This is a genomic window from Streptomyces sp. MBT65 (assembly GCF_016612545.1).
Lineage (GTDB): Bacteria > Actinomycetota > Actinomycetes > Streptomycetales > Streptomycetaceae > Streptomyces.
Window position 1 is genome coordinate 25,130 of sequence record NZ_JAENRY010000021.1, and the last position, 24,453, is coordinate 49,582.

The window sequence follows — 24,453 nt, forward strand, 5'->3', positions numbered from 1 at the left end:
AAGGAGAGAAGGCGGGGCTCTGGCCCGCCCCGCGCTCACGCCGCGGCCGGGTGCCCCACTCGTGTATGGCCCATGGCCGACCCGGCAGTCACATCGTCGAGCCTAGGGCCCCGGCGAGCGTCGGCTCAAGCCAGTAGATCAACTCAAGCCAGTAGATCAACGCAGTCGAACGACGTGCCCGGGCTCAGGAACCCCGCCCCCGTCGAACCACTGACCACGCTGATCTTCAGCACATTGTCCTTCGTGACGTCCGAACTCCACGCGCCGGCCGGGACGTTGAAGACGAACGTGTGGTTGTTCCCTCGGTACGAGCCCGTGGTCAGATCACGCGTCGAGGGTTGTGCGGGCGGCGCGGGGATCGTCGACACCCAGTCGTTCACGGTGACTTGGGGACGCGCGTTGATGTACGACGTCGTCACCCCGACCCGCAGCGTGTGCGCAACGGCCGCCTGTGCCGCCGTCAGTTTGAAGTAGATCAGGACGCCGTCGTTGACGTCCTTCCACACGTACGCCGGGAAGGACGCCGCCTCGCTCCCGCTCCCGATCGTCACGTTCCCCGTCCACTTCGCCGCCCGCGCGTCGGACGGATGCGCGTACGTCATCAGCCCGGCGTTCTTGAACTCCCCTGGTGTGCCGTCCCAGTTGCCCAGGCGCCACACCGCCGCCGCAGCGGACGGGTCACCCGTGATGCTCAGGGTGTGCAAGGACGTCGTACCGCCCGCCGTCACCGTCACCGACCCGGTGTGCACGGCGAGTTCGCCCTTGAAGACGGTCAGTGTGTACGTCCCCGGCAGCATCCCCTTGCAGGAGAACGCACCGGTGCCGGCCGCGGCCTTCGCCCAGTACTGCGCGTCCGGGTTCGAAAAGCCCACGGTGTAGGGGTACTTGGCGTCCATGCCCTTCAGACCGACGCCCGCCACTCTCCCGCGCCCCGCCTTGCCGACCCAGCCCGTGATGCCCAGCGAGTCCACCCACGAGGTGTCGAGGTTCGCCGCGAAGAGCGCGGACGAGGGCGTGCCGCCGTCCGTGAACGCCACCACGAACGGGCCCTGGAGGCCGAAGCGTTCGGGCTCCGTCTGGGCCTCGTTGTAGTGCAGGATCTCGTACAGGCCCGCGCCGCCCTCGTTCGAGTGGCGCAGCAGGGAGCGGTAGAAGGGGCCGCCGGAGGCCTTCTCGTGGTTGGAGCGGACCAGGTACAGGCCGACCGAACCGGTGGTGAAGCCGACGTGGTCGTAGTCGATCGTCCGCTTGCCCGAGTAGTGCTTGGAGCGGGTCGTGCCGTCGGGGTGCTTCCAGACGTCACCCGCTTCGATGATCGTGTCGGTGGTCGAATTCCAGGCGTCGGAGCCGGAGTTGGGGAACACTCCCGGCTTCACTCGCACGATGTAGCGCGTCGCGGTGAAGGACGCGTCCGCCTTGTTCGTCCACAGGTAGACGTTGTTCTCGCCGCTGCGGGCCGCGTACCACTGGGTGATCGGGCCGTGGACCACCTTCACCAGGATCGTCGAACCCGACTGCTTGACGGTGACCGTGGAGGCGCCCAGCCCGGACTCGACGTGCGAGTGCTTGCCGCCGTAGCCCTCGTACTCCTTGCCCTTGTAGGCCAGGGACGTGATGTCACCGGTCGACTTCGAGACCTTGAAGACCAGTGAAGCGCCCGTGGTGATCACGTAGTTGGAGCCGTCGTCCGTGTGTCCGAAGGCGGCGGCGGACGCGGACGGGAGGAAACCGGTGCCGCCCGCGACGGCCGCGCCGGTGGCGGCGACACCGATCGCGGAGGCCCCGAGCACCCGCCTGCGGGTGAGGTGCTTCTTGTGCGTGCTCAAGCGACTTGCTCCGTATGACTCCGTGCGAGAGGAACCTTGCGCTTCCTTGTCGCCACCGCCGGAGAAAGGGTTGCCGACCGACCGGAGTTTCTTCCGGGACCGTCGGCTAGGACTGTCCGCTACGACTTCTGCGCCGCGAAGTCGCCCTTCACGGACAGCTGTTGGCCGGCCGCCGTGCCCGCCGCCGAGTAGCCGTCGTCCTTGGCGTCCCGGTCGCCGCGCGCATGGTTGTACTGCCCGGCGAAGACCCACTCGCCGACCGCGACCTTACGGCCCTCCTTGAGCACCCAGGTGTAGACCAGGAACCCGTCCTGCTCCGTCACCGTCTGCGTGAAGTCCTGCTCGGGCAGCGAGCGCCAGGCGCCCGCGGAGCTGACCCCGTCGGTCAGCTTGACCTTCAACTGGACGGTGAGCGCGGAGAGTTGCTTGGTCGTCTTCAGGGTGACATCGCTCTGCGCCCAGAAGTCGTTGCTGCCCGGGTCGATCGAACCGTCCGACCACAGCGGGCCGTCCTGGACACCGGACGCGGCCGGCAGCACAGGCGTGGAGGCGGACGCGGTCGGGGACTTCGCGGTCGGCGAGGTGCTCGCCTTCGGAGAGCTCTGCGAGGCGTTGTCGGAACCCGAACTCGCCGTCGGGGCAACCGGTTTGACCGGCGTACGGCTTGTCGCGTCCGGCGACGGCGTGGGCGTCGGGGTCGGCGAGACGGACACCGTCTGCTGGGCGGGGGAGTTGTTCTTCACGGCGGACGCCACCGCGTAGCCGCCGATCGCGAGGACGCTCGCCACCGCCGCCGTCGCGCTGACCACCCGCACCCAGCCGAACACGGGCGGCCGGGTGGCCCGGTGGTCGGGACGCGACTGCGTGGCCATACCGCGTTCCAGCCGCGCCAGGATGCGCGCCCGGTCGGGTTCGTGCGCCTCGGCCGCCTCGTGCAGCCGGGCGCTCAACTCGTCGTCGCGCACGTCCTGGTGCCTCATCGGTTCCTCCCTCCGGTCTCGCCGCCGCGCGCCATCACCGCGTGCATCCGCAGCGGGGGGCTCTGCGGGCCGAGCAGACGTTGCAACTCGGCCATGCCCTTCGACGTCTGGCTCTTAACCGTACCGACGGACACACCGAGCGCGAGCGCGGTGTCCTTCTCCGACAGATCGAACGCGTGCCGCAGCACCACACAGGCCCGCTTGCGGAACGGCAGTCTGCGCAGGGCCTCTTGGACGTCGACCACCCCGGCCACGTCCGGGTTCTCGGTCTTCTCCTCGCGCTGCGACCAGAACAGGGCGACCCGCCGCCGCTCGCGCACCGCGCTGCGGATCCGGGTGCGGGCCAGATTGGCGACGACCCCACGGGCGTAGGCCGCCGGATGGTCCGCGGCGCGCACCCGGTCCCAGCGGTGCCAGAGCGCGAGCAGCGCGTCGGCCGCGAGATCGTCGGCGGCGTCCGCCTCGCCCGTCAACAGGTGGGCGAGCCTGGACAGTTCGGCGTAGTGGCGTTCGAAGAAGGCGTGGAACTCCTCGGAGGCGGCGGCGTCGACGACTGTGCCCACGGCGTACCTCTCCTCGCTACGGTGTGTGGGTGTCATGTAGATGACACGTGATCATTCAGGGGCGAACCCGATGAGATCCGGAGCGTAGCAGTGATCAATCGGCCACTCTGGTACGGACCTTCGAACGCTGTCTGACCCGTCGACCGAGGACCGGCAGGTCGGCTCCGATTCCGTAACACGGGGAAAACCTGAAACAGGTTCAACGCGGGAACAATCCAGCCAGCATCCGCGCACCGATCATTGAGGCAACGAGGAGTACCCGCATGTCCGAGTCCCAGACGGTGGCCGAACGGCCAAGTGCCGAACCACCGGCGGCGAACGGTGTCGACCGGTTCTTCAAGATCTCCGAACGGGGATCCACCTTCGGCCGTGAGATACGCGGCGGCTTCGCCACGTTCTTCACGATGGCCTACATCCTCGTGCTGAACCCGATCATCCTCGGCAGCGCCAAGGACAAGTTCGGGCACTCGCTCGACACCGGCCAACTGGTCACCGCCACCGCCCTGGTGGCCTGTGTGATGACGGTCATCATGGGCGTCGGCGGCAATCTTCCGCTCGCGATCGCGGCCGGTCTCGGCCTCAACGCCGTCGTCGCCTTCCAGTTGGCGCCGCTGATGAGCTGGCCCGACGCGATGGGCCTCGTCGTCATCGAGGGCGTCCTGATCTGCGTGCTGGTCCTCACCGGACTGCGCGAGGCGATCATGAACGCGATCCCGCAACAGCTCAAGCAGGCCATCGGCGTCGGCATCGGACTGTTCATCGCGTTCATCGGCTTCGTCGACGCGGGCTTCGTCAGTCGGATCCCGGACGCCGCGCAGACCACGGTCCCCGTGCAGCTCGGTGCCGTCGGTCATCTCGCCGGCTGGCCGGTCCTCGTGTTCTGTCTCGGCGTACTGCTGACCATCGCGCTGGTCGCCCGCAGGGTGAAAGGCGCGATCCTGATCAGCATCGTCACGATGACCGTTCTCGCGATCATCATCAACTCCGCCGCCGACATCAAGAGTTGGGGCCTGATGACCCCCAAGGTGCCGGACAAGATCCTGGACGCGCCCGACTTCGGACTCATCGGCCACTTCAGCTTGTTCGGCGCGTTCGGCGAGACCAGCGCGATCACCGTGATCCTGCTGATCTTCACGCTGATCCTGTCGGACTTCTTCGACGCCATGGGCACGATCGTGGGTATCAGCGCGGAGGCCGGTCTCCTGGACGACGACGGACAGGTGCCGAACATCGGCCGCGTCCTGTTCATCGACGGTGCGGCCGCCGTTGCCGGTGGTATTGGTTCGGCGTCCTCCAACACCGCCTATATCGAGTCGGCTTCGGGTGTCGGCGAGGGGTCGCGCACCGGGTTCTCGAACCTCGTCACCGGTGGGCTGTTCGGGCTCGCGCTGTTCCTTACGCCGCTGCTGACGATCGTGCCGTTGCAGGCCGCCGCGCCCGCGCTGATCGCCGTCGGGTTCCTGATGATGACCCATGTCAAGCACATCGACTGGGACAACTACGAGATCGCGATTCCGGCGTTCCTCACGATCGCCGCGATGCCGTTCACGTACTCGATCACCGACGGGATCGGCGCGGGGTTCATCTCGTTCGTCGTGATCAAGGCGGTGCTCGGCAAGGCGAAGGAGGTCAACTGGCTGCTCTGGGGGGTGTCCGCGCTGTTCCTCGTGTACTTCGCCATCGACCCGGTGGAGCAGATCCTGGGCGTCAAGTGAACGACGGCCCCGGCCACCCGGCCGGGGCCGCTCGCCAACTCTTCAGCGCCGCCTCAACTCTTCAGCGCCGCCTTCATCATCGCCTTGGCCACCGGGGCCGCCAAGCCGTTGCCGCTGATCTCCGACCGTGCCGCGTCCGACTGCTCGACCACGACGGCCACGGCGACTTCTTTCCCGGTGTCGTCGGACTTGCCGTAGGACGTGAACCAGGCATACGGCGACTGGTCGTTGTTCTCGCCGTGCTGGGCCGTGCCCGTCTTGCCGCCCACCGTGACGCCGGCGATCCGGGCGTTCGTGCCGGTGCCCTCGGTGATGACCGTCTGCATCGCCGACTGGAGTTGCTGGGCGGTGCGCGAGCTGACGATCTGCTGCGTCGTCGTGTTGTCGTCGTAGTTGTGGACCACATCGCCGCCGCTGTCGGTGGTCTCCGACACCATGTGCGGGGAGACCAGCTTGCCGTCGTTGGCTATGGCGGCCGACACCATGGCCATCTGGAGCGGGGTGGCCGTCACGTCGTACTGGCCGATGCCGGTCAGGGCCGTGGACGACTTGTCCATGTTCGACGGGTACACGCTCGGGTACGCCCGCACCGGGATGTCCAGCTTGTCGTCGTTGAAGCCGAACTTCTCGGCCATCGCCCTGACCTTGTCCTGCCCCAGGTCGACGGCCATCTTCGCGAACACGGTGTTGCACGAGTACTGGAGCGCGACCCGGATCGAGGCGTTGGTGCAGGGCGCGGAGGAGCTCTCGTTCCTCAGCGGGGTGACCGTGCCCGGCAGGGTGTACGGCGAGGGGCTCGTCGTCTTCTGGTCCACCGACGAGTACAGGCCGTCCTCCAGCGCGGCCGCCGCCACGACCAGCTTGAACGTCGATCCCGGCGGCAGCGGCTGGCGCAGCGCGCGGTTGGTCAGCGGCTTGTCCGCGTCCGCGTTGAGCTGCTTCCACGCGGACGCGGCGGTGTCGGCGTCGGTCAGCGTCGAGGGGTCGTAGGACGGGGTCGAGACGACGGCGAGGATCTTGCCGGTCGTCGGATCGATCGCCACGGCGGCACCCTTCTTGTCGCCGAGCGCGTCGTACGCCGCCTTCTGCACATCAGGGTCGATCGTCGTCACCACGTTGCCCGGGGCGGCCCGCTCGCCGGTGACCGTGTCCATGGCGGTGTTCAGGCTGCTGTCCGTGCCGTCGAGGAGATCCGCGTAGATCCCCTCCAACTGCGTCGGCGCGTAACTCTGCGAGGCATAGCCCGTCACCGCCGCGTACAGCTTGCCGTCCGTGTACGTGCGTTTGTACGCGAGGTCGCTGCTGCTCTCCGTCCGGGCCGAGCCGGTGATCGCGTTCCCGGCCACGATGATGTTCCCGAGCGGGTCCGCGTACGTCTTGATCGCGTTCCGTCGGTTGTCCTGGTCGTCCGCGAGTGCCCGGCCGTCGTAGAACTGCACCCAGGTCGCCCTCACCAGGAGAGCGAACACGAGGAGCAGTACGAACACGGAGGTGCGTCTGATCGTCTTGTTCATCCCGCTCTGAAGACGACCGGGCGGGAACGAATCGTTCCCTTACGGCGCTTTTCTCATCCAGCGCTCATGAAGTCAGCGTCAGGAGGAGTTCGTCGATCTCCTCGCCGCGCGCGTTCGCGAACCCCCGGTCGTGGCCGGTGACCACGAAGCCGCACTTCTCCAGTACGCGCCGGGACGCCGCGTTGTCGGCCGCCACGCGCGCGTGCAGCGGGCGTTCGGGCTCCTCGGCCAGCAGGTCGCGCAGTGCGGCCGTCGCGATGCCCTTGCCCCAGTAGGCGCGGTCGATCCAGTACGTCACCTCGCGCTCGCCGGGCTCGCCGTACACCGCCGCGCTGCCCACCACGTCGCCGTCCACGAGGACCGTGCGATTCAGTACGTCGGCCTGGGCGCGGATGCGCTTCCAGTGGGCGTCGAAGGCGTCCCGGTCGGCCGGGTCCTTGTGGGTGAAGGCGGCCATGCGCAGCGACTCGGGGTCGTTCGTCTGCCGGAAGAAGACCGGCAGATCGCTGTCGTGGACAGGACGGAGCGCGACCTCCATGAATACCTCCATGCGTGACGTCACGGGTCAGAGTCGCCGGGTGGCGAGGGTCAGCCGGTCGCGGGCGTCGAACAGGGCGTCCTTCACCATCTGTTCGTGCGCGGGCGTCAGCCGGGCCACCGGCACCGAGCAGCTGATCGCGTCCCGGGCCGGGGTGCGGTACGGGATCGCGACGCCGAAGCAGCGCAGACCCAGCGTGTTCTCCTCGCGGTCCACGGCGAAGCCCTGCTCGCGGACCGTGTGCAGCTCCTCGATGAGCTTCTCGCGGTCGGTGATCGTGTGCTCGGTGAGCGCGGGCAGCGTCTCCGGGAGCATCTTGCGGACCTGCTCGTCCGAGTAGGTGCTCAGCAGCGCCTTGCCCAGCGAGGTCGAGTGCGCCGGGAGGCGGCGGCCGACGCGGGTGAAGGGCCGTAGATAGTGCTGCGACTGGCGGGTGGCCAGATAGACCACGTTCGTGCCGTCGAGGCGGGCGAGGTGGATGGTCTCCGTGGTGTCGTCCGAGAGACGGTCCAGGGTGGGGCGGGCCGCCGCCACGACCTCGTCGCCGTCGATGTAGGAGGTGCCGACCAGCAGCGCCCGGACACCGATGCCGTAGCGCGTGCCCGTCGCGTCCGTCTCCACCCAGCCCAGCTCCACGAGTGTGCGCAGCAGCATGTAGAGGCTGGACTTGGGGTAGCCGACGGCCTCCTGGACCGCCGCGAGGGAGTGCATACCGGGCCGGCCCGCGAAGTATTCGAGCAGCTCCACCGTCCGCACCGCGGACTTGACCTGTGCCCCGCCGCCTGTCTCGCCTGCCGACATCGCCCTTGACCCCTTCGTTCGACGAGAACCTTGAGTTATCGTCTCCACGAGCATATTCACCATAAGAGACAGCGTTCAGCATATCGAACGAGCCTGGTGAATGACCCAGAACTGCGGCATTACATGTGGAGGGACCCCCGGTGGCAGCAGCACCAGTCTGGAGTGTCGACCCCCGAACCGGGAAGCAGCGGGAACAGGTTGCGGTGGAGGCCACAGCCCAGGAGGTGGACGCCACCGTCCGCGCGGCGCACGCCGCGCGCGGCTCGCTCGCCGACGGTACGGTCCGCGCGGCCTTCCTGCGCGGCGCCGCCGACCAGCTCGAAGCGGCCAAGAACCAGTTGGTCGAGGTCGCCGACGCGGAGACCGCGCTCGGCCCGGTCCGGCTGAACGGTGAACTGGCCCGCACCTGCTACCAGTTGAGGGCCTTCGCGGACATCGTCGACGAGGGCGCCTTCCTCGACGTGGTGATCAACCACCCCGACGACACGGCCACCCCGCCGATCCCGGACCTGCGCCGCTACAAGGTGCCGCTGGGCGTCGTCGCCGTCTACTCGGCGTCCAACTTCCCCTTCGCCTTCTCCGTCCCCGGCGGCGACACCGCGAGCGCGCTGGCCGCCGGCTGTCCGGTCGTCGTCAAGGCCCACCCCGACCACCCCGGCCTGTCCGAGCTGGTCGCGAAGGTGCTGCGCCGGGCCGCCGCCGAGCAGGGCATCCCGGACGGCGTCCTCGGCCTGGTCCACGGCTTCGAGGCGGGCGTCGAACTGGTCAAGCACCCGTTGGTCTCGGCGGCCGGGTTCACCGGTTCCGTACGAGGCGGTCGTGCCCTCTTCGACGCGGCGGCCGCCCGCCCGGTCCCGATCCCCTTCCATGGCGAACTCGGTTCCCTCAACCCGGTGTTCGTCACCGAGGCGGCGGCGACCGAGCGTGCCGAGGCGATCGGCACGGGGCTCGCGGGGTCCATGACCCTGGGCGTCGGCCAGTTCTGTGTGAAGCCGGGGCTGGTGCTCGTGCCGTCCGGCTCCGCCGGGGACGGGCTGGTCAAGTCGCTCACCGATGCCGTCAGTGACACGGACTCCGGGGTGCTCCTCGACCACAGGATGCGGGACAACTTCCTCGCGGGGGTCAGCGAGCGGGCTCAACTCCCCGATGTGGACTCGCCGGTGACGCCCGGCGCGGGCAGCGAGCACACGGTGAGCCCCGGGTTCCTGACGGTGCCGGCGGAGAGGCTCGCGTCCGAGGGGGCGTACGACCTGCTCCTCGAGGAGTGCTTCGGGCCGGTCACCGTGGTGGCACGCTACGACGACGACGCGCAGGCGCAGGCCGTGCTGTCGCGACTGCCCGGGAATCTTACGGCGACGGTTCATCTGTCGGCGGAGGAAGCGGCCGGGGAGGGACGTGGGGCGGAGATCCTCGCGGAGCTCACGCCGTTGGCCGGGCGGGTGTTGGTGAACGCGTGGCCCACCGGGGTCGCCGTGGCGCCGGCGCAGCATCACGGGGGGCCGTACCCCGCTACGACGTCCACCTCGACTTCTGTTGGTGGTACGGCGATTGAGCGGTGGCTGCGACCTGTGGCTTACCAGAACACTCCTGAAGCGTTGCTTCCGTTGGAGTTGCGCGACGGCAATCCGCTGGGCCTGCCTCGGCGTTATGACGGGCACTTGGAGCGGTAGCGGCGTTGGGGGTGCGGTGGATTTCCGTCCGACGGTCCGTTGTGGCCGACCGCACACCTGAAAGCAATTTCCTGGCCTGCGATGATGAGTGGATGGACTTGGAACTCACCCAACTGCCCTTTCCCCTCCGCACCTACGGGCCCGACGGGCATTGGTCCTACGAGGACGGTGTGCTCAGCGGGTGGGCCGGGCCCCGGCAGGATCGCTTCGTGCCGCCCACCGGGGAAGGGCTGGAACCCGCCTCCGACGCGCCCCGGTTGCTGGGGGCGCCGCACGGTGACTTCCAGCTCATCGCCCGCGTCACCGTCGGGTTCGCGGGGTCCTTCGACGCCGGGGTGCTCTACGTCCACGTCGGTGAGCGGGCCTGGGCCAAGTTGTGTCTGGAGTACTCCCCGGACGTGCCGACCGTCTGCACGGTGGTCACCCGAGGGCATTCGGACGACGCCAACTCCTTCACGGTCGAGGGCAGTTCGGTATGGCTACGCGTGAGCCGCACCGGCCGTGCCTTCGCCTTCCACGCCTCCCGGGACGGTGAGCGCTGGATATTCGTCCGGCTCTTCACCCTCGGGGACGAGAAGGAGACGGACGCGGCGCTGGTCGGATTCATGACGCAGTCGCCGATGGGGGAGGGGTGTGTCGTGACGTACGACCACCTTGAGTTCAGGCCGAGTTGGCCGGACGACCTGAGAGACGGAAGCTGAGGCAGGCCGTCACCGTGAAGAGGGCCGCGCTGATCGCGAGGCTCTCCCGCAGGCCCGTCGTGAAACCGTCGGAGACCAGCGCCCCGAACACGGCGATCCCCAGCCCACCCGACACCTGCCGCGCCGAGTTGAGCACCCCGGCCGCCAGACCCGCCCGCTCGGCCGGTACCGCGTCCATCATCGCGATGGTCAGCGGCGGGACCGTCAGGGCGCAGCCGAGGGCCATCGGGACGAGGAGCCAGGCCACCAGGAGCGGGGGCGTGCGCTCGTCGACGCAGAGCAGGACGAGTGAGCCCAGCGCGGCGAGCGACTGGCCGATCAGCATGGGCCGTTGGGCGCCGTGGCGGGCCGCCAGTTTGCCCGACACGAGGTTCGTCACTCCGATCAGACCGGTCATCGGCAGGAACATCAGCCCGGCGTACAGCGCCGAACGGCCCTGCACCCGCTGGAAGAAGAGCGAGAAGACGAAGACCAGGCCGAAGAAAGCGACACTGCACGCGACGCCCGAGGCGACCGCCACGGACACCGTACGACTGCGGAACAGGCCGAACGGCACCACCGGATGCGACTGGCGCAGCTCGACCCGGACGAAGAGCGCGCCCGCGAGGATCGCGACGAGCAGCGCGACGATCCCGGTCACCCCGCCCTCGATCACCGCGAAGGTCACGGACGTCAAAGTGATCACCGCGAGGAGTTGGCCCGGCAGGTCCAGCGGTGCGGGCCGGCGTTCCGAGCGCGGCGCCCGGAGCAGCAGCGACAGCGCCACCGCGCCCAGCGGCAGATTGACGAAGAAGACGCCCCGCCAGTCCCAGAGCGTGGTCAGCGCACCGCCCGCCACCGGACCGAGGGCCACCGCCACCGCGCCCCCGGCCGCCCAGGTCGCCACCGCCCGCGCCCTCTTGGCCGGTTCGGCGTAGGCCTGTCGTACGAGGGACAGCGAGGCCGGCAGGACGACGGCCGCCGCCACACCCTGCGCCACGCGCGCGACGATCAGCGCGGGCAGGTTCGGGGCCAGGCCGCAGGCGGCCGAGGCGAGGGTGAAGACCGCGAGGCCGATCGCGTACGCGCGGCTCGCCCCGGCCCGGTCCGCGAAGGCGCCGGTGGACAGCATCAGCGCGGCGAAGGACAGCGTGTACGCGTCGACCACCCACTGAAGCCCCGACATCCCGCCGCCGAACGCGTCCTCGATGGACGGCAGCGCCACGTTCACCACGGACGCGTCGAGGCTGATGAGCGCGAAACCGAGGAGGGCGGCCACGAGGACCAGGGCCGGGGAGGGGTTCTTCAAGTCGCCGATGAGGGGCGGGAGTTGGGTGGTGGACGTGGGGGTCGGGGTTGTCATGCGTCCATGCTGCGGATGCGCGACGCCGTAGAGTAGTGGCTGGAACGCCATACACCCGGAGGTTCTGGCCATGGACCGGTCCAGCCGTCCCCGTCGGGTCGCCGTCGTCGCGGCGACCCCCGTCTCGATGTTCAACCTCGCCATCCCCGAGCTGCTGTTCGAGCGGGTCGAGATCGACGGGGAGCCGGGCTACGAGACGCTGATCTGCGCCCCGGAGCCGGGACCTGTCCCCACCACGGGCGGCCTCGACCTGCACGTTCGGCGCGACCTCGAGGTCGTGCGGGACGCGGACACGGTGCTCGTCGTCGGTACGGGCCACCGGTACACGCCCGATCCGCGCACGGTCGCCGCCCTCCGCGAGGCCGCCGCCGCGGGAACGCGCATCGCCTCCATCTGCAGCGGCGCGTTCGCCCTGGCCGAGGCGGGACTCCTGGACGGCCGCCGGGCCACGACGTACTGGAACCAGGCGGAGGAACTCCGCAGCCGCTACCCGGAGATCGACCTCACCGGCGATGTCCTCTACGTCCAGGACGGCCAGGTCCTGACCTCCTCCGGATACGCCGCCGGCATCGACCTCTGCCTGCACATCATCCGCACCGACTACGGCGCCGCCGTCGCCAACGAGGTCGCCCGCCTCGCCCTCGTCGCGCCCGTACGCCCGGGCGGCCAGACCCAGTTCACCCAGACCCCGCTGCCGCCCGAACGCGGCACCGCCTGCGCCGACACCCGGGGCTGGGCCATGCGCAACCTCGACAAGCCGCTCACCCTCACCGACCTGGCCCGGCACGCGGGCGTGAGCGTCCGTACCCTCACCCGCCGCTTCCACGCGGAGAGCGCGGTGAGCCCGCTCCAATGGCTGCTCCACCAGCGCGTCGAGCGCGCCAAGGAACTCCTGGAGACCACCACCCTCCCCATGGACCAGGTGGCCCGCGCCTGCGGCCTGGGCACGGCGGACTCGCTGCGCGGCCACCTGGTCCGCCGCACCGGACTGACCCCGAGCGCCTACCGGGCGCAGTTCAGCCGGCTGGGAACCGAAACGGCGGGGGTCACGTCATCGGTCGCATGACGAGTGATCGCGCCATCGACACCCTGATGATCCGCACGGCTCTGCCGGCCGACGCGGAGGCCATCGCCGGCCTGCACTTCCGTGCCCGGTCGACCTACTACCCCGACGGCCTCCCGCCGTCCGACCTCGACTGGCGCGCCGCCTGGATGGGCTCCATCGAACGCCCCGACGCCCATGTGCTGTGCGCGGTCGAGAGCGGCCGTATCGTCGCCATCGCCTCCTTCCGCACCGCGGACGGCGACCCGGCGGACACGGTCACGCTGTTCCAGTTCCACGTCGACCCCGACCGCTGGCGGGCCGGCCTCGGTACGGCCCTGCACGCGGCCTGCGTCGAGCAGTGGCGGGCCGACGCCCGGCGGACCGCCGTACTCGATGTGCATGTCGACAACGCACGGGCGCAGGCCTTCTACGTCCGTCAGGGCTGGGTCGCCGATCCGGACGACGGTGATCACCATCTGGGGATGCGGCTGGCCGTCGGCGGGGAATGAAGCGGGTCGGCGGAGCGTTCACGGGGGAAACGGAGGGAGTCTCCGTAGCCGTACACGTCTGGAAAGAGCCGAAGAATGCGCGTCGAGATCTGGTCGGACATCGCCTGTCCCTGGTGCTACGTGGGCAAGGCCCGCTTCGAGAAGGCGCTCGACGCGTTTCCGCACCGCGACGGGGTCGAGGTCGTGCACCGGTCCTTCGAGCTGGACCCGGGCCGCGCCAAGGGCGACACCCAGCCCGTGCTGAAGATGCTCACCAAGAAGTACGGCATGAGCGAGGCGCAGGCGCAGGCCGGCGAGGACAACCTGGGCGCGCAGGCCGCCGCCGAGGGGCTCGACTACCGCACCCGCGACCGTGACCACGGCAACACCTTCGACATGCACCGCCTGCTCCACTTCGCCAAGGAGCGGGGCCGCCAGGACGAGCTGATCCAGGCGCTGTACAAGGCGAACTTCGCCGAGGAGCGGTCCGTGTTCGACAGCGACGAGCGGCTCGTCGAGCTGGCCGTCGGCGTCGGGCTGGACGCCGAGGAGGCCCGCAAGGTGCTCGCCGACCCGACCGCCTACGCCGACGACGTCCGCGCCGACGAGCGCGAGGCCGCCGAACTGGGCGCGAACGGCGTCCCGTTCTTCGTCCTCGACCGCAAGTACGGCGTCTCCGGCGCCCAGCCCGCCGAGGTCTTCGCCCAGGCACTGACCCAGGCGTGGGGCGAGCACTCCCCGCTGAAGCTGATCGACAGCGGCGACGCGGAGGCGTGCGGTCCCGACGGGTGCGCGGTGCCGCAGGCCTGAAAACCGCAGGTCACACGCGACGCATAAGCATCGCTTAGAGGATTCACGCGAAAACGCGCAATGGACGAGGCTCGCACGGCACCGCAGAGTGGTGCCATGGAGACCTTCGAGAGCCTCGTCCGCGCCGAGTTCGCCCCGAAGAACACCTACCTCAACACCGCGAGCACCGGCCTCCTCCCGACCCGCACCGTCACCGCGATGCACACCGCCGTCGAGGCCGCCGCGGTCGGCACACCGACCGACATGTTCGACGACGTCGAGGCCTCCCGCGCCGCCTTCGCCCGCCTCACCCGGGTGCCGGTCGACCGGGTGGCGGCCGGGGCGTCGGTCGCCGTCTACAGCGGACTGATCGCCTCCGCGCTGCCTCCCGGCGCCGAAGTCCTCACCGCCGAGGCCGACTTCAGCTCCGTGGTGAACCCCTTCCACATGCGCGCCGACCTCAAGGTGCGCAGTGTCCCGCTGGAGCGGATCGCCGAGTCGGTACGCCCCGGCACCGCGCTCGTCGCGGTCAGCGCCGCCCAGTCGGCCGACGGCCGCATCGCCGACCTGCCCGCGCTCCGGGCGGCCGCGGCCGAACACGGGGCGCGTACGTACGTCGACGCGTCACAGGCGGTCGGCTGGTTCGACCTCGACGCGGACGCCTACGACTATGTGGCCGCCGTCGGCTTCAAGTGGCTCTTCTCCCCGCGCGGGGTCGCCTTCCTGGTCACACCTCAGGACCTCGGCGGCCTCACCCCGATCTTCGCCGGCTGGGTCGCGGGCGAGGCACCCTGGGACAGCTGCTACGGCCCGGTCGCCGAACTCGCCCACTCCGCCCGCCGGTTCGACGAGAGCCCGGCACTCTTCTCCTACGCCGGGGCCCGCAACTCCCTCGCGTTGCTGGAGGAGTTGGGCGTCGACGCCGTACGGGCGCACGACCTCGGCCTGGCGGACCGCTTCCGTGCGGGCCTCGACACCCTCGGGCATCAGCCCGTCGCGTCCCCGGGCTCACCGATCGTGTCGGTGCCCGGACTCGGGCGGCGGCAGGGGGAGTTGAGCGCGGCCGGAGTCGAGGTCTCCGACCGCGCCGGGAACCTGCGCGCCGCCTTCCACCTGTACAACACCCCGCAGGACGTCGACCGGCTCCTGGACGTGCTGGCCGGCTGAGGCCGGAAGGGGCGGGTCACCGCACCGGGGTGAAGTCCCTCGCCCCGATGAACGCCGGCCGTCGTACCGGCGCCGCGAACGGCTCGACCGCCGTGTTCTCCACGCTGTTGAACACGATGAAGACGTTGCTGCGCGGGAACGGGGTGATGTTGTCACCGGAGCCGTGCATGCAGTTGCAGTCGAACCAGGTCGCCGAACCGGCCCTGCCCGTGAACAACTTGATGCCGTACGCGGAGGCCATGTCGGTCAGCGCCTCGTCGGACGGGGTGCCCGCGTCCTGCATCTGGAGCGACCGGCGGTAGTTGTCCTCGGGGGTCGCGCCCGCGCAGCCGAGGAACGTGCGGTGCGAGCCCGGCATGATCATGAGGCCGCCGTTGGTGTCGTGGTTCTCGGTGAGCGCGATCGACACGGACACGGTGCGCATGTTCGGCAGACCGTCCTCGGCGTGCCAGGTCTCGAAGTCCGAGTGCCAGTAGAAGCCGCTCGCGCCGAAGCCGGGCTTCACGTTGATCCGGGACTGGTGGACGTACACGTCCGAGCCGAGGATCTGCCGGGCCCGCCCGACGACCCGCTCGTCCCGCACGAGCCGCGCGAACACCTCGCTGATCCGGTGCACCTCGAAGACGGAGCGGATCTCCTTCGACTGCGGCTCGACGATCGACCGCTCGTCGGCCCGGATCGCGGGGTCGGCGACAAGACGCTCCAACTCCCGCCGGTAGACGTCGACTTCGGCGTCGGGCAGGAGGTCCTGCATGGACAGGAAGCCGTCGCGCTCGAAGGACTGGAGGTCGGCCCGCGGGATCGGTCCCGGGGTGTCGGGGGAGCCCCAGACGACGGGGTCCTTGCGCGGGACGGACACCTCGGTGGTGCCGCGGCTGGGGTACAGATCGGTGACGCTGGTGACGGTGGTCGTCATGCTCGTCACACCTCCTCGGGCTCGGTCAGCAGCGGATATACGCCGTTCTCGTCGTGGTCCTCCCGTCCGGTGACGGGCGGGTTGAAGACACAGATGCAGCGGAAGTCCTCCTTGATCCGCATCGTGTGCCGCTCGTGCCCGTCGAGGAGGTACATGGTCCCGGGCGTGATCGTGTACGTCATCCCGGTCTCGTTGTCGGTGAGTTCGGCCTCGCCCTCGACACAGACGACGGCCTCGATGTGGTTCGCGTACCACATCGACGTCTCGGTCCCCGCGTACAGGACGGTCTCGTGGACCGAGAAGCCGACCCGCTCCTTGGCGAGGACGATGCGCTTGCTCTCCCAGGTGCCGGACGCGGCCTTGATGTGCCGGTCGGTGCCTTCGAGTTCCTTGAACGAACGGACAATCACGGTGGGGTGACGCCTCCTTGACGTGGTGTCAGATGGTCGGGCCGGTCGGGTTGTTCAGACGGTTTCCCGTACGGCGCGGGCGAGGATGCTGAGGCCCTCGTCCAGTTCCTCGGGGGTGATGGTCAGCGCGGGGAGCAGTTTCACGACCTCGCCCTGCGGGCCCGACGTCTCGACGAGCAGGCCGAGTTCGAAGGCGCGGGCGCAGATCCGTCCGGCGCGCTCGGGGTCCTTGAACTCGATGCCCCAGACCAGTCCGCGGCCCCGGTACTCCTTGATGTCGGCGAGGTTCTCCTCGGTGATGGAGATCAGCCCCTGCTCGACCTGCTCACCGCGCGTCCGGGTCTGCTTCTCCATCGCGGAGCCGTCCGACCAGTACGTCTCCAGGGCGGCGGTGGCGGTGACGAACGCCGGGTTGTTGCCGCGGAAGGTGCCGTTGTGCTCGCCCGGCTCCCAGATGTCCAGCTCGGGCCTGAACAGGCACAGCGACATGGGAAGGCCGTAGCCGCTGATGGACTTGGACACGGTGACGATGTCGGGCACGATCCCCGACTCCTCGAAGGAGAAGAACGCGCCGGTGCGCCCGCAGCCCATCTGGATGTCGTCGACGATGAGCAGCATGTCCTGGCGTTCGCACAACTCGGCGAGCGCGCGCAGCCATTCGGGGCGGGCGGCGTTGATGCCGCCCTCGCCCTGCACGGTCTCGACGATCACCGCGGCGGGCTTGTTGAGGCCGGAGCCCTGGTCCTCCAACAGCCGCTCGAACCACAGGAAGTCGGGGACCTGGCCGTCGAAGTAGTTGTCGAACGGCATCGGCGTGCCGTGCACCAGCGGGATGCCGGCACCGGCCCGCTTGAAGGCGTTGCCGGTCACGGCGAGCGAGCCGAGCGACATGCCGTGGAAGGCGTTGGTGAAGGAGACGATCGCTTCCCGCCCCTTCACCTTCCGCGCCAACTTCAGCGCGGATTCGACGGCGTTGGTGCCGGTCGGGCCCGGGAACATCACCTTGTACGGCAGGTCGCGGGGCCGCAGCACCAGATCCTGGAAGGTCTCCAGGAACGCGCGCTTGGCGCTGGTCGACATGTCGAGCCCGTGGGTGACGCCGTCGCGCTCCAGGTAGTCGATCAACGCCCGTTTCAGGACAGGGTTGTTGTGCCCGTAGTTGAGCGAGCCGGCGCCCGCGAAGAAGTCGAGGTAGGCGTGGCCGTCCTCGTCGTACATACGGCTGCCCCGGGCCCGGTCGAAGACGGTGGGCCAGCCGCGGCAGTAGCTGCGGACCTCGGACTCCAGGGTCTCGAAGACGCTGAGATCGGGCTGGGTGATGGTCACGCGAATCGCTCCTCGGTGGGGGGTGGGGTTCTCGGCGGCCGGGGTCTCAGCGACTCAACGGGCCGATCCGGTACAGCACTTCGGGGTCGTGCGGTCCGTCCGGGAAGTCACCGGCCTCGAACAGGACCGTGCGCTCGACGGTGGCGCCGTGCCGTTCGGCGTACGACGTGAAGAGGCGCTCGGAGGCGGTGTTGCCGGGCGAGATCGTGGTCTCGATCGCGGTCACCCCGTACGCGGCGGCGACCCGCTCGGTGAGTCCGTCGAGCAGTCGGGCGGCCAGCCCGCGGCCGCGCTGCGCGGCGTCGACGGCCACCTGCCACACGAGCAGGGTGCCCGGCCGGTCCGGCGGCACGTACCCGGTGACGAAGCCGACCGGTTCCCCGCGCTCGTCCCGTACGACCGCCGACGTACCGGCGAAGTCCCGGCACCACAGCAGATAGCTGTACGACGAGTTCAGGTCGAGGACGTCCGAGTTCTTGGCAATACGCCAGAGCGCGGCGCCGTCGGCCATTGTGGGGCGGTCGATGTGCAGGTCTGCGTACAGGTCGGCTTGGGTGGCAGTCATGCGAATTGAATTTAGCGAGGGAAATTCAAAATTGCATGGAGGGATGGGGTTACGTCTGAGGCGGTGCTGTGTTATCACGCGTGCATGTGCGTGAGGTATGAACCGGTTTGACCCGCAGGTAAGCCGTAAATCGGACGACCTGTGTAACGGGTCACAAGCATGTGACCCTCACGAGATCTACGCGAATTGTTTGCGTTTGGTCGCGCTGAAAGCGGGCAGGAGAGAATGGGAAGCTGCCCGTGAAAGTGGCGGTGAATTCGGCGATTGAATTCCCTGGAATTACATCAGGATCAGGCGTCGGTAATGCTGTGGGTGCTTTCCATCGCCGCGCCCAGTGCCGCCAGGCAGCGCTGCACCACGGTTACGGTCGCATCGACCCCGTAGTGGTTGACCCGGATCATCTCCTTGGCCAGGGCACCGCCTCCCGCCACCAGCGGCAGGGTGGGGTCCGACGCCAGGGCCCTCGCCACCAGCTCCGACGCGATGGTGCCCGGCGGTGTCCTGAGGGTCGTAGCGACCGGGGCTGCTTCGGACGCGTCGTGGACGTACGGCTCCAGGCCGCCGCCCAGGGCCAGTGCGCCCGCCCGGGTCGCCGCGGCCGCGACCGCGTGGCGGCGCATCACCGTGTCCAGGCCCTCCGACTCGATCCGCTCCACGCACGCCTCCAGAGCGAGCATCTCCAACTGGGCCGGTGCGTGCGGCAGCGCCTTGCGGCCGGCGTCGGTCCAGCGGTCCTTCCAGTCGAGGAGGGAGAGGTACGAGCGGCGCGGGGCCCCGGGGTTCGAGGTCATGCGGGTCCAGGCCCGTGCGCTCACCGACACCGCCGATACGCCCGCCGGGCCGCCCATCGCCTTCTGCGCGCCGATCACGCACAGGTCGACACCCCACGCGTCCGGCAGCACCGGCTCCGCGCCGATGGAGGCCACCGCGTCCAGGTAGAAGAGCGCGCCGTGCGCACGCACGACCTCGCCGATCTCCGCGACCGGGTTCGTGTTGCCGGTCGCCGCCTCCGCGTGGACGAGGGACACGAAGTCGATCTCCGGGCGCGCCTCGAAGGCCGCTCGGATCCGGTCCGCCGTCACCGCCGTGTGGAACGGGACCGCCAGGTCGATCACCTCGGCGCCGCAGTCGCGCAGCCAGTCCCCGAAGGTCTGCCCGTAGGGGCCGGTGATCACGTTCAGCGCGACCGTGCCCGGCCCCGCCGTCGAACGGATCGCGCCCTCCAGCGGCAGCAACGCCTCGCCCTGCATGATCACGACATCCTGTTCGGTGTCGAGCAGCCGAGCCACCCGGTCCTCGATCGCGGCGAAGTGCACGGCGCTCAGCGGGGCCAGGTCGAGGAAGGGGTGCGTCACGGCGGTGCTCTTTCACTCGCGGGGGTCGATGGGAATGAGGGTAACCGGCGCCCCTGGGCCCCTCCGACCGGCGACTTCTTAGCCCGTACGGCCCCCTCGCCGACACCTCACCACGAGCGGGCCGCCCCGCTCCTCCGAATAATCGGAAGCCACAGTTCCGTCACAGGAGGCCTCCGTGAACACGCTCCTCGGCCGCCGGGCCCGCACCCTGGCCGCCACCACCGCGACGGCCGCACTCGTCCTCGTGGCCGGCTGTACGTCGAGCGACAGCGGGGGCAGCGGTTCGAAGACCGCCGCCGGCGGCGTCGAACTCGTCAAGGCGGGTCGGCTCACCACCTGCACGCACCTCCCGTACCCGCCCTTCCAGTCCGAGATCGACGGCAAGGTGCAGGGCTTCGACGTCTCCCTCATCGACCTGGTCGCCAAGAACCTCGGTGTGAAGCAGACGATCCTCGACACCCCGTTCGAGAACTTCAAGACCGGCGCCTTCCTCAACGCCGACGAGTGCGACCTGGCCGCCGCCGGCATGACCATCACCGCCGAGCGCAAGAAGAACGTCGACTTCTCCGATCCGTACTTCGACGCCACCCAGGCCGTCCTCGTCGACAAGAAGAGCGGGATCACCTCCCTCGCCGACGTGAAGGCCAAGGGCAGGAAGCTCGGCGCGCAGGCGCAGACCACCGGCGAGGACTACGCGAAGAGCAAGGGCTTCGACCCCGTCTCCTTCGAGTCCTCCGACGCCGTCCTCAACGGCCTGCGCACCGGCCAGGTCCAGGCCGTCATCATCGACTACCCCGTCGTACAGGGCTGGCTGAAGACCAAGGCCAACGCCGACGCCTTCGAGGTCGTCGACAACCTCAACACCGGTGAGCAGTACGGCTTCACGGTCAAGAAGGGCAACACGAAACTGCTCGCCGCCATCAACAAGGCCATCAAGGACGCGAAGGCGGACGGGACGTACAAGAAGCTGTACGAGAAGTGGATCGGCCCGTACGACGCCTCGGCCGCCTCGCCCTCGGCCTCATGACCGACCTGCAACTCCAGCCGCGGGCAAATGGCCTGACGCGCCGTCAACGACGCAGGCTGTCCAGGGGAGTTCAGTACGCCGTGTTCCTCGGCGCGGTGACCGCCTTCGCGGTCACCGCCGACTGGGGGCGCCTGAAGAACCAGTTCGCGCAGTGGAGCATCGCCAAACAGATGTTCCCCGACGTCATCACGCTGGCGCTGAAGAACACGGTGCTCTACACCCTCTCCGGCTTCGTCTTCGGGCTGGTCCTCGGCATGGTCGTCGCGCTGATGCGGCTGTCGTCGGTCGGGCCGTACCGCTGGCTCGCCGGGATCTACATCGAGATCTTCCGGGGACTGCCCGCCCTGCTGATCTTCATCTTCGTCGGCGTCGCCGTGCCGCTCGCCTTCCCGGGCACGGAGATCATCGGCGGTACCTACGGCAAGGTCGCCCTCGCGCTCGGCCTGGTGTCGGCCGCGTACATGGCGGAGACGATCCGCGCGGGCATCCAGGCGGTGCCCAAGGGGCAGTTGGAGGCGGCCCGTTCGCTCGGGTTCTCGCAGGCGCGGGCCATGGTGTCGATCGTCGTCCCGCAGGCGTTCCGGATCATCCTGCCGCCGCTGACCAACGAACTCGTCCTCCTCTTCAAGGACTCCTCGCTGGTCCTGTTCCTCGGCGTCACCCTGGAGGAACGCGAACTGTCCAAATACGGAAGGGACTTGGCCAGTACGACGGCCAACTCCACGCCGATCCTGGTGGCGGGCCTGTGCTATCTGCTGGTCACCATCCCGCTGAGCTTCGTGGTGCGCCGCATGGAGACGAAGACCGGGGAGGCCGTGCGATGAGTGTCCCGTCCGGGAGTCCCGAGATCGAAGTCCGGGGCCTGCACAAGTCGTTCGGCACGAACGAGGTGCTGCGCGGCATCGACCTGGAGATCGGACAGGGGGAGGTGGTGTGCGTCATCGGGCCGTCCGGCTCCGGCAAGTCGACGCTGTTGCGCTGTGTGAACCTGCTCGAAGAACCCACCCAGGGGCGGGTGTTCGTCGGCGGAACCGAGGTCACCGACCCCGATGTCGACATCGACGCCGTGCGTCGCCGTATCGGCATGGTCTTCCAGCAGTTCAACCTCTTCCCGCACCTGTCCGTCACCGAGAACCTCACCCTCCCGCAACGCCGGGTCCTGCGCCGCGACAAGGCGGAGGCGGCGAAGGTGGCCGCCGAGAACCTGCGCCGCGTCGGCCTGTCGGAGAAGGCCGACGCCTACCCCGCCTCCCTCTCCGGCGGCCAGCAGCAACGCGTCGCGATCGCCCGGGCGTTGGCGATGGACCCCGAGGTCATGCTCTTCGACGAACCGACCTCGGCGCTCGACCCGGAGCTGGTGGGGGACGTGCTCGCGGTGATGCGGATGCTCGCGAACGAGGGCATGACGATGATGGTCGTCACCCATGAGATGACGTTCGCACGCGAGGTGGCGGACCGGGTGGTGTTCATGGACGGTGGCGTGATCGTCGAGGACGGCACTCCGGACCGGGTCATCGCCAACCCCGCGCACGAACGGACCCGCCACTTCCTGTCCCGCCTGCTGGACCCGGCGATGGCCGAGGTGCAGGACGAGGACAGCGCCCCTTGAGGGGACCCGCACTCGACGAACTATCGTGCGTCCCATGAGCGATCAAGCCGTGCTGCACGTAAAGGGCCGGGTCCTTGTGGGACCGGAGGACATCCGCGACGAACTCTGGGTGATCGACGGCCGCATCTCCTACGACCGTCCCGTCGACGCCCGCGACATCCGTACGGTCGACGGGTGGGCGCTCCCCGGCCTGGTCGACGCCCACTGCCACGTCGGCCTCGGCACCCACGGCCCCGTCGACGCGGAGACCGCCGAGAAGCAGGCGCTCACCGACCGCGGGGCCGGGACCCTGCTGCTGCGTGACGCCGGCTCGCCGTCGGACACACGCTGGATCGACGACCGCGAGGACCTCCCGAAGATCATCCGTGCCGGGAAGCACATCGCGCGCACCCGCCGGTACATCCGCGACTTCGCCCACGAGATCGAGCCCGACGAACTCGTCTCCTACGTCGGGCAGGAGGCCCAACGCGGCGACGGCTGGGTGAAGTTGGTCGGCGACTGGATCGACCGCGACCTCGGCGACCTGTCGGCCTGCTGGCCGCGTGACGCGGTGGAGGCGGCCATCGCCGAGGCCCACCGGCTCGGCGCGCGCGTCACCGCGCACTGCTTCGCCGAGGACGCGCTGCGCGACCTGGTCGAGGCGGGCATCGACTGCATCGAGCACGCCACCGGCCTCACCGAGGACCTCGTCCCGCTGTTCGCCTCGCGGGGCGTCGCGATCGTGCCGACCCTCGTGAACATCGCGACCTTCCCGCGCCTCGCCGCGGGCGGCGAGACCAAGTACCCGACCTGGTCCGCCCACATGCTCCGGCTCTACGACCGCCGCTACGACACCGTGCGCGCCGCCTACGACGCGGGCGTCCCGGTGTACGTCGGGACCGACGCGGGCGGGTCGTTGGCCCACGGCCTGGTCGCCGCCGAGGTCGCCGAACTCGTCACCGCCGGTATCCCGGCCGTAGAGGCGCTGTCGGCGACCGCGTGGGGCGCGCGGCGGTGGCTGGGGCGGCCGGGACTCGACGAGGGCGCGCCGGCGGACTTCGTCGTCTACGACTCGGATCCGCGCGCCGATGTGCGCGTGCTCGCGTCGCCGCGGCGGGTGGTGCTGAACGGGCTGGTGGTCGAATAGTCGCCGGGCGATTCGAATACGTTCACGGAAAACCCACGATGGGGTGAAGTGACGCGGGATCGCTGACGGTTCACTCGTCGTGGGTAATTCTTACCGGGTCCCAAGCATGTCTCTTCTGGGGGTCCCACACCTTGAACGGCACCAACTTCCGCATGCCCGCACGCCGTTGGGCCACCGTGGCCACGGCGACCGCGCTCGTCGCCGGTCCCGTGGCGCTGGTCGGCGCGGGGTCCGCGCACGCGACCACCGACCAGGGTCGCGCGAGCGCCGTCGTCCTGCGGACCGGGCTCGACGTGTCCCTGCTCGACAAGACCGTGGATGTTCCGCTCGCGGTCTCCCTCAACGAGGTCCAGGCGCCGCAGAGTGCCGAGAAGACCGCGCTCACGGCCCAGTTGGACGGGGTGAACGGTGGGGAGCCGTTCAGTGTGCTCGGTGCGGATGTCGCCACGGCGAAGGCGACGGTCTCCGCGACCAAGGCCGAGGGGTACACGAACCTCGCCCATGCCCGGCTCCATGTCCCGGGGTTGCCGCTGCTGTCGCTGATCGAGGTCGACGCGGTCACGTCCAGGGCGACGTGCGAGGCGGGGAAGGCGCCGGTCGCGACGTCGCATCTGCCGGGGTCCGTGACGGTACTTGGCAAGCGGGTCACGGTAACTGCCAGTGGTCCTACGGAGGTTCAGGTACCGGGGGTCGGTTCGGTCAGCCTCGACCTCTCCAAGACGTCGACCACGTCCCGTACGGCCGCCGCCACCGCGCTAGAACTCAAGGTGTCCGTCAACCCGTTGAAGCTGAACGTGGCGGACGTGGAGGGGACGGTGACACTGGCGCGGGCGACGTGTGAGGCACCCGAGGTCGCCTCGGCGCCGCCTGCCGACCCCGCGCCGGATGTGAAGCCGCAGGGGGCGCCTGCGGAGGCGGGGCTGGCCGAGACGGGGGGCAGCTCCATGACGCCGTATGTTGCGGGCGGGGCGGTGCTGCTG

General features: G+C 69.4%; 24 protein-coding genes. 12 read left to right on the forward strand and 12 right to left on the reverse strand.

Annotated elements, in window-relative coordinates; genetic code table 11:
- Positions 1 to 143: 143 nt before the first annotated feature.
- From JHN63_RS07585 to JHN63_RS07595, 3 genes are all read right to left on the reverse strand, one after another.
- Positions 144 to 1,826 (reverse strand): rhamnogalacturonan lyase B N-terminal domain-containing protein, encoded by a 1,683-nt coding sequence (locus tag JHN63_RS07585; protein ID WP_200678163.1) that lies wholly within the window; start codon positions 1,824 to 1,826, stop codon positions 144 to 146.
- A gap of 119 nt (positions 1,827 to 1,945) precedes the next feature.
- Positions 1,946 to 2,806, reverse strand: a complete 861-nt coding sequence (locus tag JHN63_RS07590; protein WP_200678164.1) for a hypothetical protein — start codon at positions 2,804 to 2,806, stop codon at positions 1,946 to 1,948.
- Entirely contained in the window at positions 2,803 to 3,369 is a 567-nt protein-coding gene (locus JHN63_RS07595; protein ID WP_200678165.1) for a SigE family RNA polymerase sigma factor, read from the reverse strand. Before JHN63_RS07595 ends, JHN63_RS07590 begins: the two co-directional genes overlap by 4 nt.
- A 263-nt stretch (positions 3,370 to 3,632) precedes the next feature.
- Between JHN63_RS07595 and JHN63_RS07600 the strand changes: the two genes are divergently transcribed.
- Positions 3,633 to 5,084, forward strand: coding sequence for an NCS2 family permease (locus JHN63_RS07600; protein ID WP_200678167.1), 1,452 nt, complete (start codon positions 3,633 to 3,635; stop codon positions 5,082 to 5,084).
- Between the two features lie 53 nt (positions 5,085 to 5,137).
- Here the strand turns inward: JHN63_RS07600 and JHN63_RS07605 are convergent, their stop codons facing one another.
- From JHN63_RS07605 to JHN63_RS07615, 3 genes are all read right to left on the reverse strand, one after another.
- Positions 5,138 to 6,598, reverse strand: a complete 1,461-nt coding sequence (locus JHN63_RS07605; protein WP_200678169.1) for a penicillin-binding protein 2 — start codon at positions 6,596 to 6,598, stop codon at positions 5,138 to 5,140.
- Positions 6,599 to 6,662: 64 nt separating this feature from the next.
- On the reverse strand, positions 6,663 to 7,136 hold the full coding sequence (locus JHN63_RS07610) for a GNAT family N-acetyltransferase (protein WP_200678171.1): 474 nt from the start codon (positions 7,134 to 7,136) through the stop codon (positions 6,663 to 6,665).
- A 27-nt stretch (positions 7,137 to 7,163) separates the two neighbouring features.
- A complete protein-coding gene (locus JHN63_RS07615) occupies positions 7,164 to 7,937 on the reverse strand; it encodes an IclR family transcriptional regulator (RefSeq protein ID WP_200678173.1) in 774 nt (257 codons plus the stop codon).
- Between the two features lie 140 nt (positions 7,938 to 8,077).
- Between JHN63_RS07615 and JHN63_RS07620 the strand changes: the two genes are divergently transcribed.
- Both JHN63_RS07620 and JHN63_RS07625 read left to right on the forward strand, forming a co-directional pair.
- Complete coding sequence (locus JHN63_RS07620; protein ID WP_200678174.1) at positions 8,078 to 9,607, forward strand: aldehyde dehydrogenase (NADP(+)); 1,530 nt, start codon at positions 8,078 to 8,080, stop codon at positions 9,605 to 9,607.
- A 92-nt stretch (positions 9,608 to 9,699) separates the two neighbouring features.
- Positions 9,700 to 10,308, forward strand: coding sequence for a DUF1349 domain-containing protein (locus tag JHN63_RS07625; RefSeq protein ID WP_200678175.1), 609 nt, complete (start codon positions 9,700 to 9,702; stop codon positions 10,306 to 10,308).
- Here the strand turns inward: JHN63_RS07625 and JHN63_RS07630 are convergent.
- Positions 10,268 to 11,650: an MFS transporter gene (locus tag JHN63_RS07630; protein WP_200678176.1), complete on the reverse strand. Its 1,383-nt coding sequence runs from the start codon at positions 11,648 to 11,650 to the stop codon at positions 10,268 to 10,270. The two genes, JHN63_RS07625 and JHN63_RS07630, sit on opposite strands and share 41 nt — an antisense overlap.
- Positions 11,651 to 11,720: 70 nt before the next feature.
- On the opposite strand from JHN63_RS07630, the gene JHN63_RS07635 reads away from it, so the two are divergent.
- The 4 genes from JHN63_RS07635 to JHN63_RS07650 all read left to right on the forward strand — a co-directional run bounded on the left by JHN63_RS07635 (position 11,721) and on the right by JHN63_RS07650 (position 15,139).
- Entirely contained in the window at positions 11,721 to 12,716 is a 996-nt protein-coding gene (locus JHN63_RS07635; protein ID WP_200678177.1) for a GlxA family transcriptional regulator, read from the forward strand.
- The gene (locus JHN63_RS07640; RefSeq protein ID WP_200678178.1) at positions 12,713 to 13,204 is read left to right on the forward strand and encodes a GNAT family N-acetyltransferase; all 492 of its coding nucleotides are present in this window, start codon (positions 12,713 to 12,715) and stop codon (positions 13,202 to 13,204) included. The genes JHN63_RS07635 and JHN63_RS07640 overlap by 4 nt, the downstream gene beginning before the upstream one ends.
- A 75-nt stretch (positions 13,205 to 13,279) precedes the next feature.
- Complete coding sequence (locus JHN63_RS07645; RefSeq protein ID WP_200678179.1) at positions 13,280 to 13,993, forward strand: DsbA family oxidoreductase; 714 nt, start codon at positions 13,280 to 13,282, stop codon at positions 13,991 to 13,993.
- Between the two features lie 96 nt (positions 13,994 to 14,089).
- The gene (locus tag JHN63_RS07650) at positions 14,090 to 15,139 is read left to right on the forward strand and encodes an aminotransferase class V-fold PLP-dependent enzyme (RefSeq protein WP_234476267.1); all 1,050 of its coding nucleotides are present in this window, start codon (positions 14,090 to 14,092) and stop codon (positions 15,137 to 15,139) included.
- Between the two features lie 16 nt (positions 15,140 to 15,155).
- Here JHN63_RS07650 and thpD read toward each other — a convergent pair whose 3' ends face one another.
- The 5 genes from thpD to JHN63_RS07675 all read right to left on the reverse strand — a co-directional run bounded on the left by thpD (position 15,156) and on the right by JHN63_RS07675 (position 19,711).
- Entirely contained in the window at positions 15,156 to 16,055 is a 900-nt protein-coding gene (gene thpD / locus JHN63_RS07655) for an ectoine hydroxylase (protein ID WP_200678183.1), read from the reverse strand.
- Between the two features lie 5 nt (positions 16,056 to 16,060).
- Complete coding sequence (locus tag JHN63_RS07660; protein ID WP_200678185.1) at positions 16,061 to 16,465, reverse strand: ectoine synthase; 405 nt, start codon at positions 16,463 to 16,465, stop codon at positions 16,061 to 16,063.
- A gap of 54 nt (positions 16,466 to 16,519) precedes the next feature.
- On the reverse strand, positions 16,520 to 17,791 hold the full coding sequence (ectB, locus tag JHN63_RS07665) for a diaminobutyrate--2-oxoglutarate transaminase (RefSeq protein WP_200678186.1): 1,272 nt from the start codon (positions 17,789 to 17,791) through the stop codon (positions 16,520 to 16,522).
- Between the two features lie 46 nt (positions 17,792 to 17,837).
- The gene (ectA, locus tag JHN63_RS07670; RefSeq protein ID WP_200678187.1) at positions 17,838 to 18,356 is read right to left on the reverse strand and encodes a diaminobutyrate acetyltransferase; all 519 of its coding nucleotides are present in this window, start codon (positions 18,354 to 18,356) and stop codon (positions 17,838 to 17,840) included.
- A 290-nt stretch (positions 18,357 to 18,646) separates the two neighbouring features.
- A complete protein-coding gene (locus JHN63_RS07675; protein ID WP_200678188.1) occupies positions 18,647 to 19,711 on the reverse strand; it encodes an aminotransferase class V-fold PLP-dependent enzyme in 1,065 nt (354 codons plus the stop codon).
- A gap of 175 nt (positions 19,712 to 19,886) precedes the next feature.
- Between JHN63_RS07675 and JHN63_RS07680 the strand changes: the two genes are divergently transcribed.
- The 5 genes from JHN63_RS07680 to JHN63_RS07700 all read left to right on the forward strand — a co-directional run.
- Positions 19,887 to 20,738, forward strand: coding sequence for a transporter substrate-binding domain-containing protein (locus tag JHN63_RS07680; protein ID WP_200678189.1), 852 nt, complete (start codon positions 19,887 to 19,889; stop codon positions 20,736 to 20,738).
- The gene (locus JHN63_RS07685) at positions 20,735 to 21,562 is read left to right on the forward strand and encodes an amino acid ABC transporter permease (RefSeq protein ID WP_200678206.1); all 828 of its coding nucleotides are present in this window, start codon (positions 20,735 to 20,737) and stop codon (positions 21,560 to 21,562) included. Before JHN63_RS07680 ends, JHN63_RS07685 begins: the two co-directional genes overlap by 4 nt.
- Positions 21,559 to 22,347, forward strand: a complete 789-nt coding sequence (locus JHN63_RS07690) for an amino acid ABC transporter ATP-binding protein (RefSeq protein WP_200678190.1) — start codon at positions 21,559 to 21,561, stop codon at positions 22,345 to 22,347. Before JHN63_RS07685 ends, JHN63_RS07690 begins: the two co-directional genes overlap by 4 nt.
- Positions 22,348 to 22,381: 34 nt before the next feature.
- Positions 22,382 to 23,473 (forward strand): amidohydrolase family protein, encoded by a 1,092-nt coding sequence (locus JHN63_RS07695; RefSeq protein ID WP_200678196.1) that lies wholly within the window; start codon positions 22,382 to 22,384, stop codon positions 23,471 to 23,473.
- A 131-nt stretch (positions 23,474 to 23,604) separates the two neighbouring features.
- Positions 23,605 to 24,453 (forward strand): SCO1860 family LAETG-anchored protein (locus JHN63_RS07700; protein ID WP_200678198.1); only part of this gene is annotated, 849 nt, incomplete at its 3' end.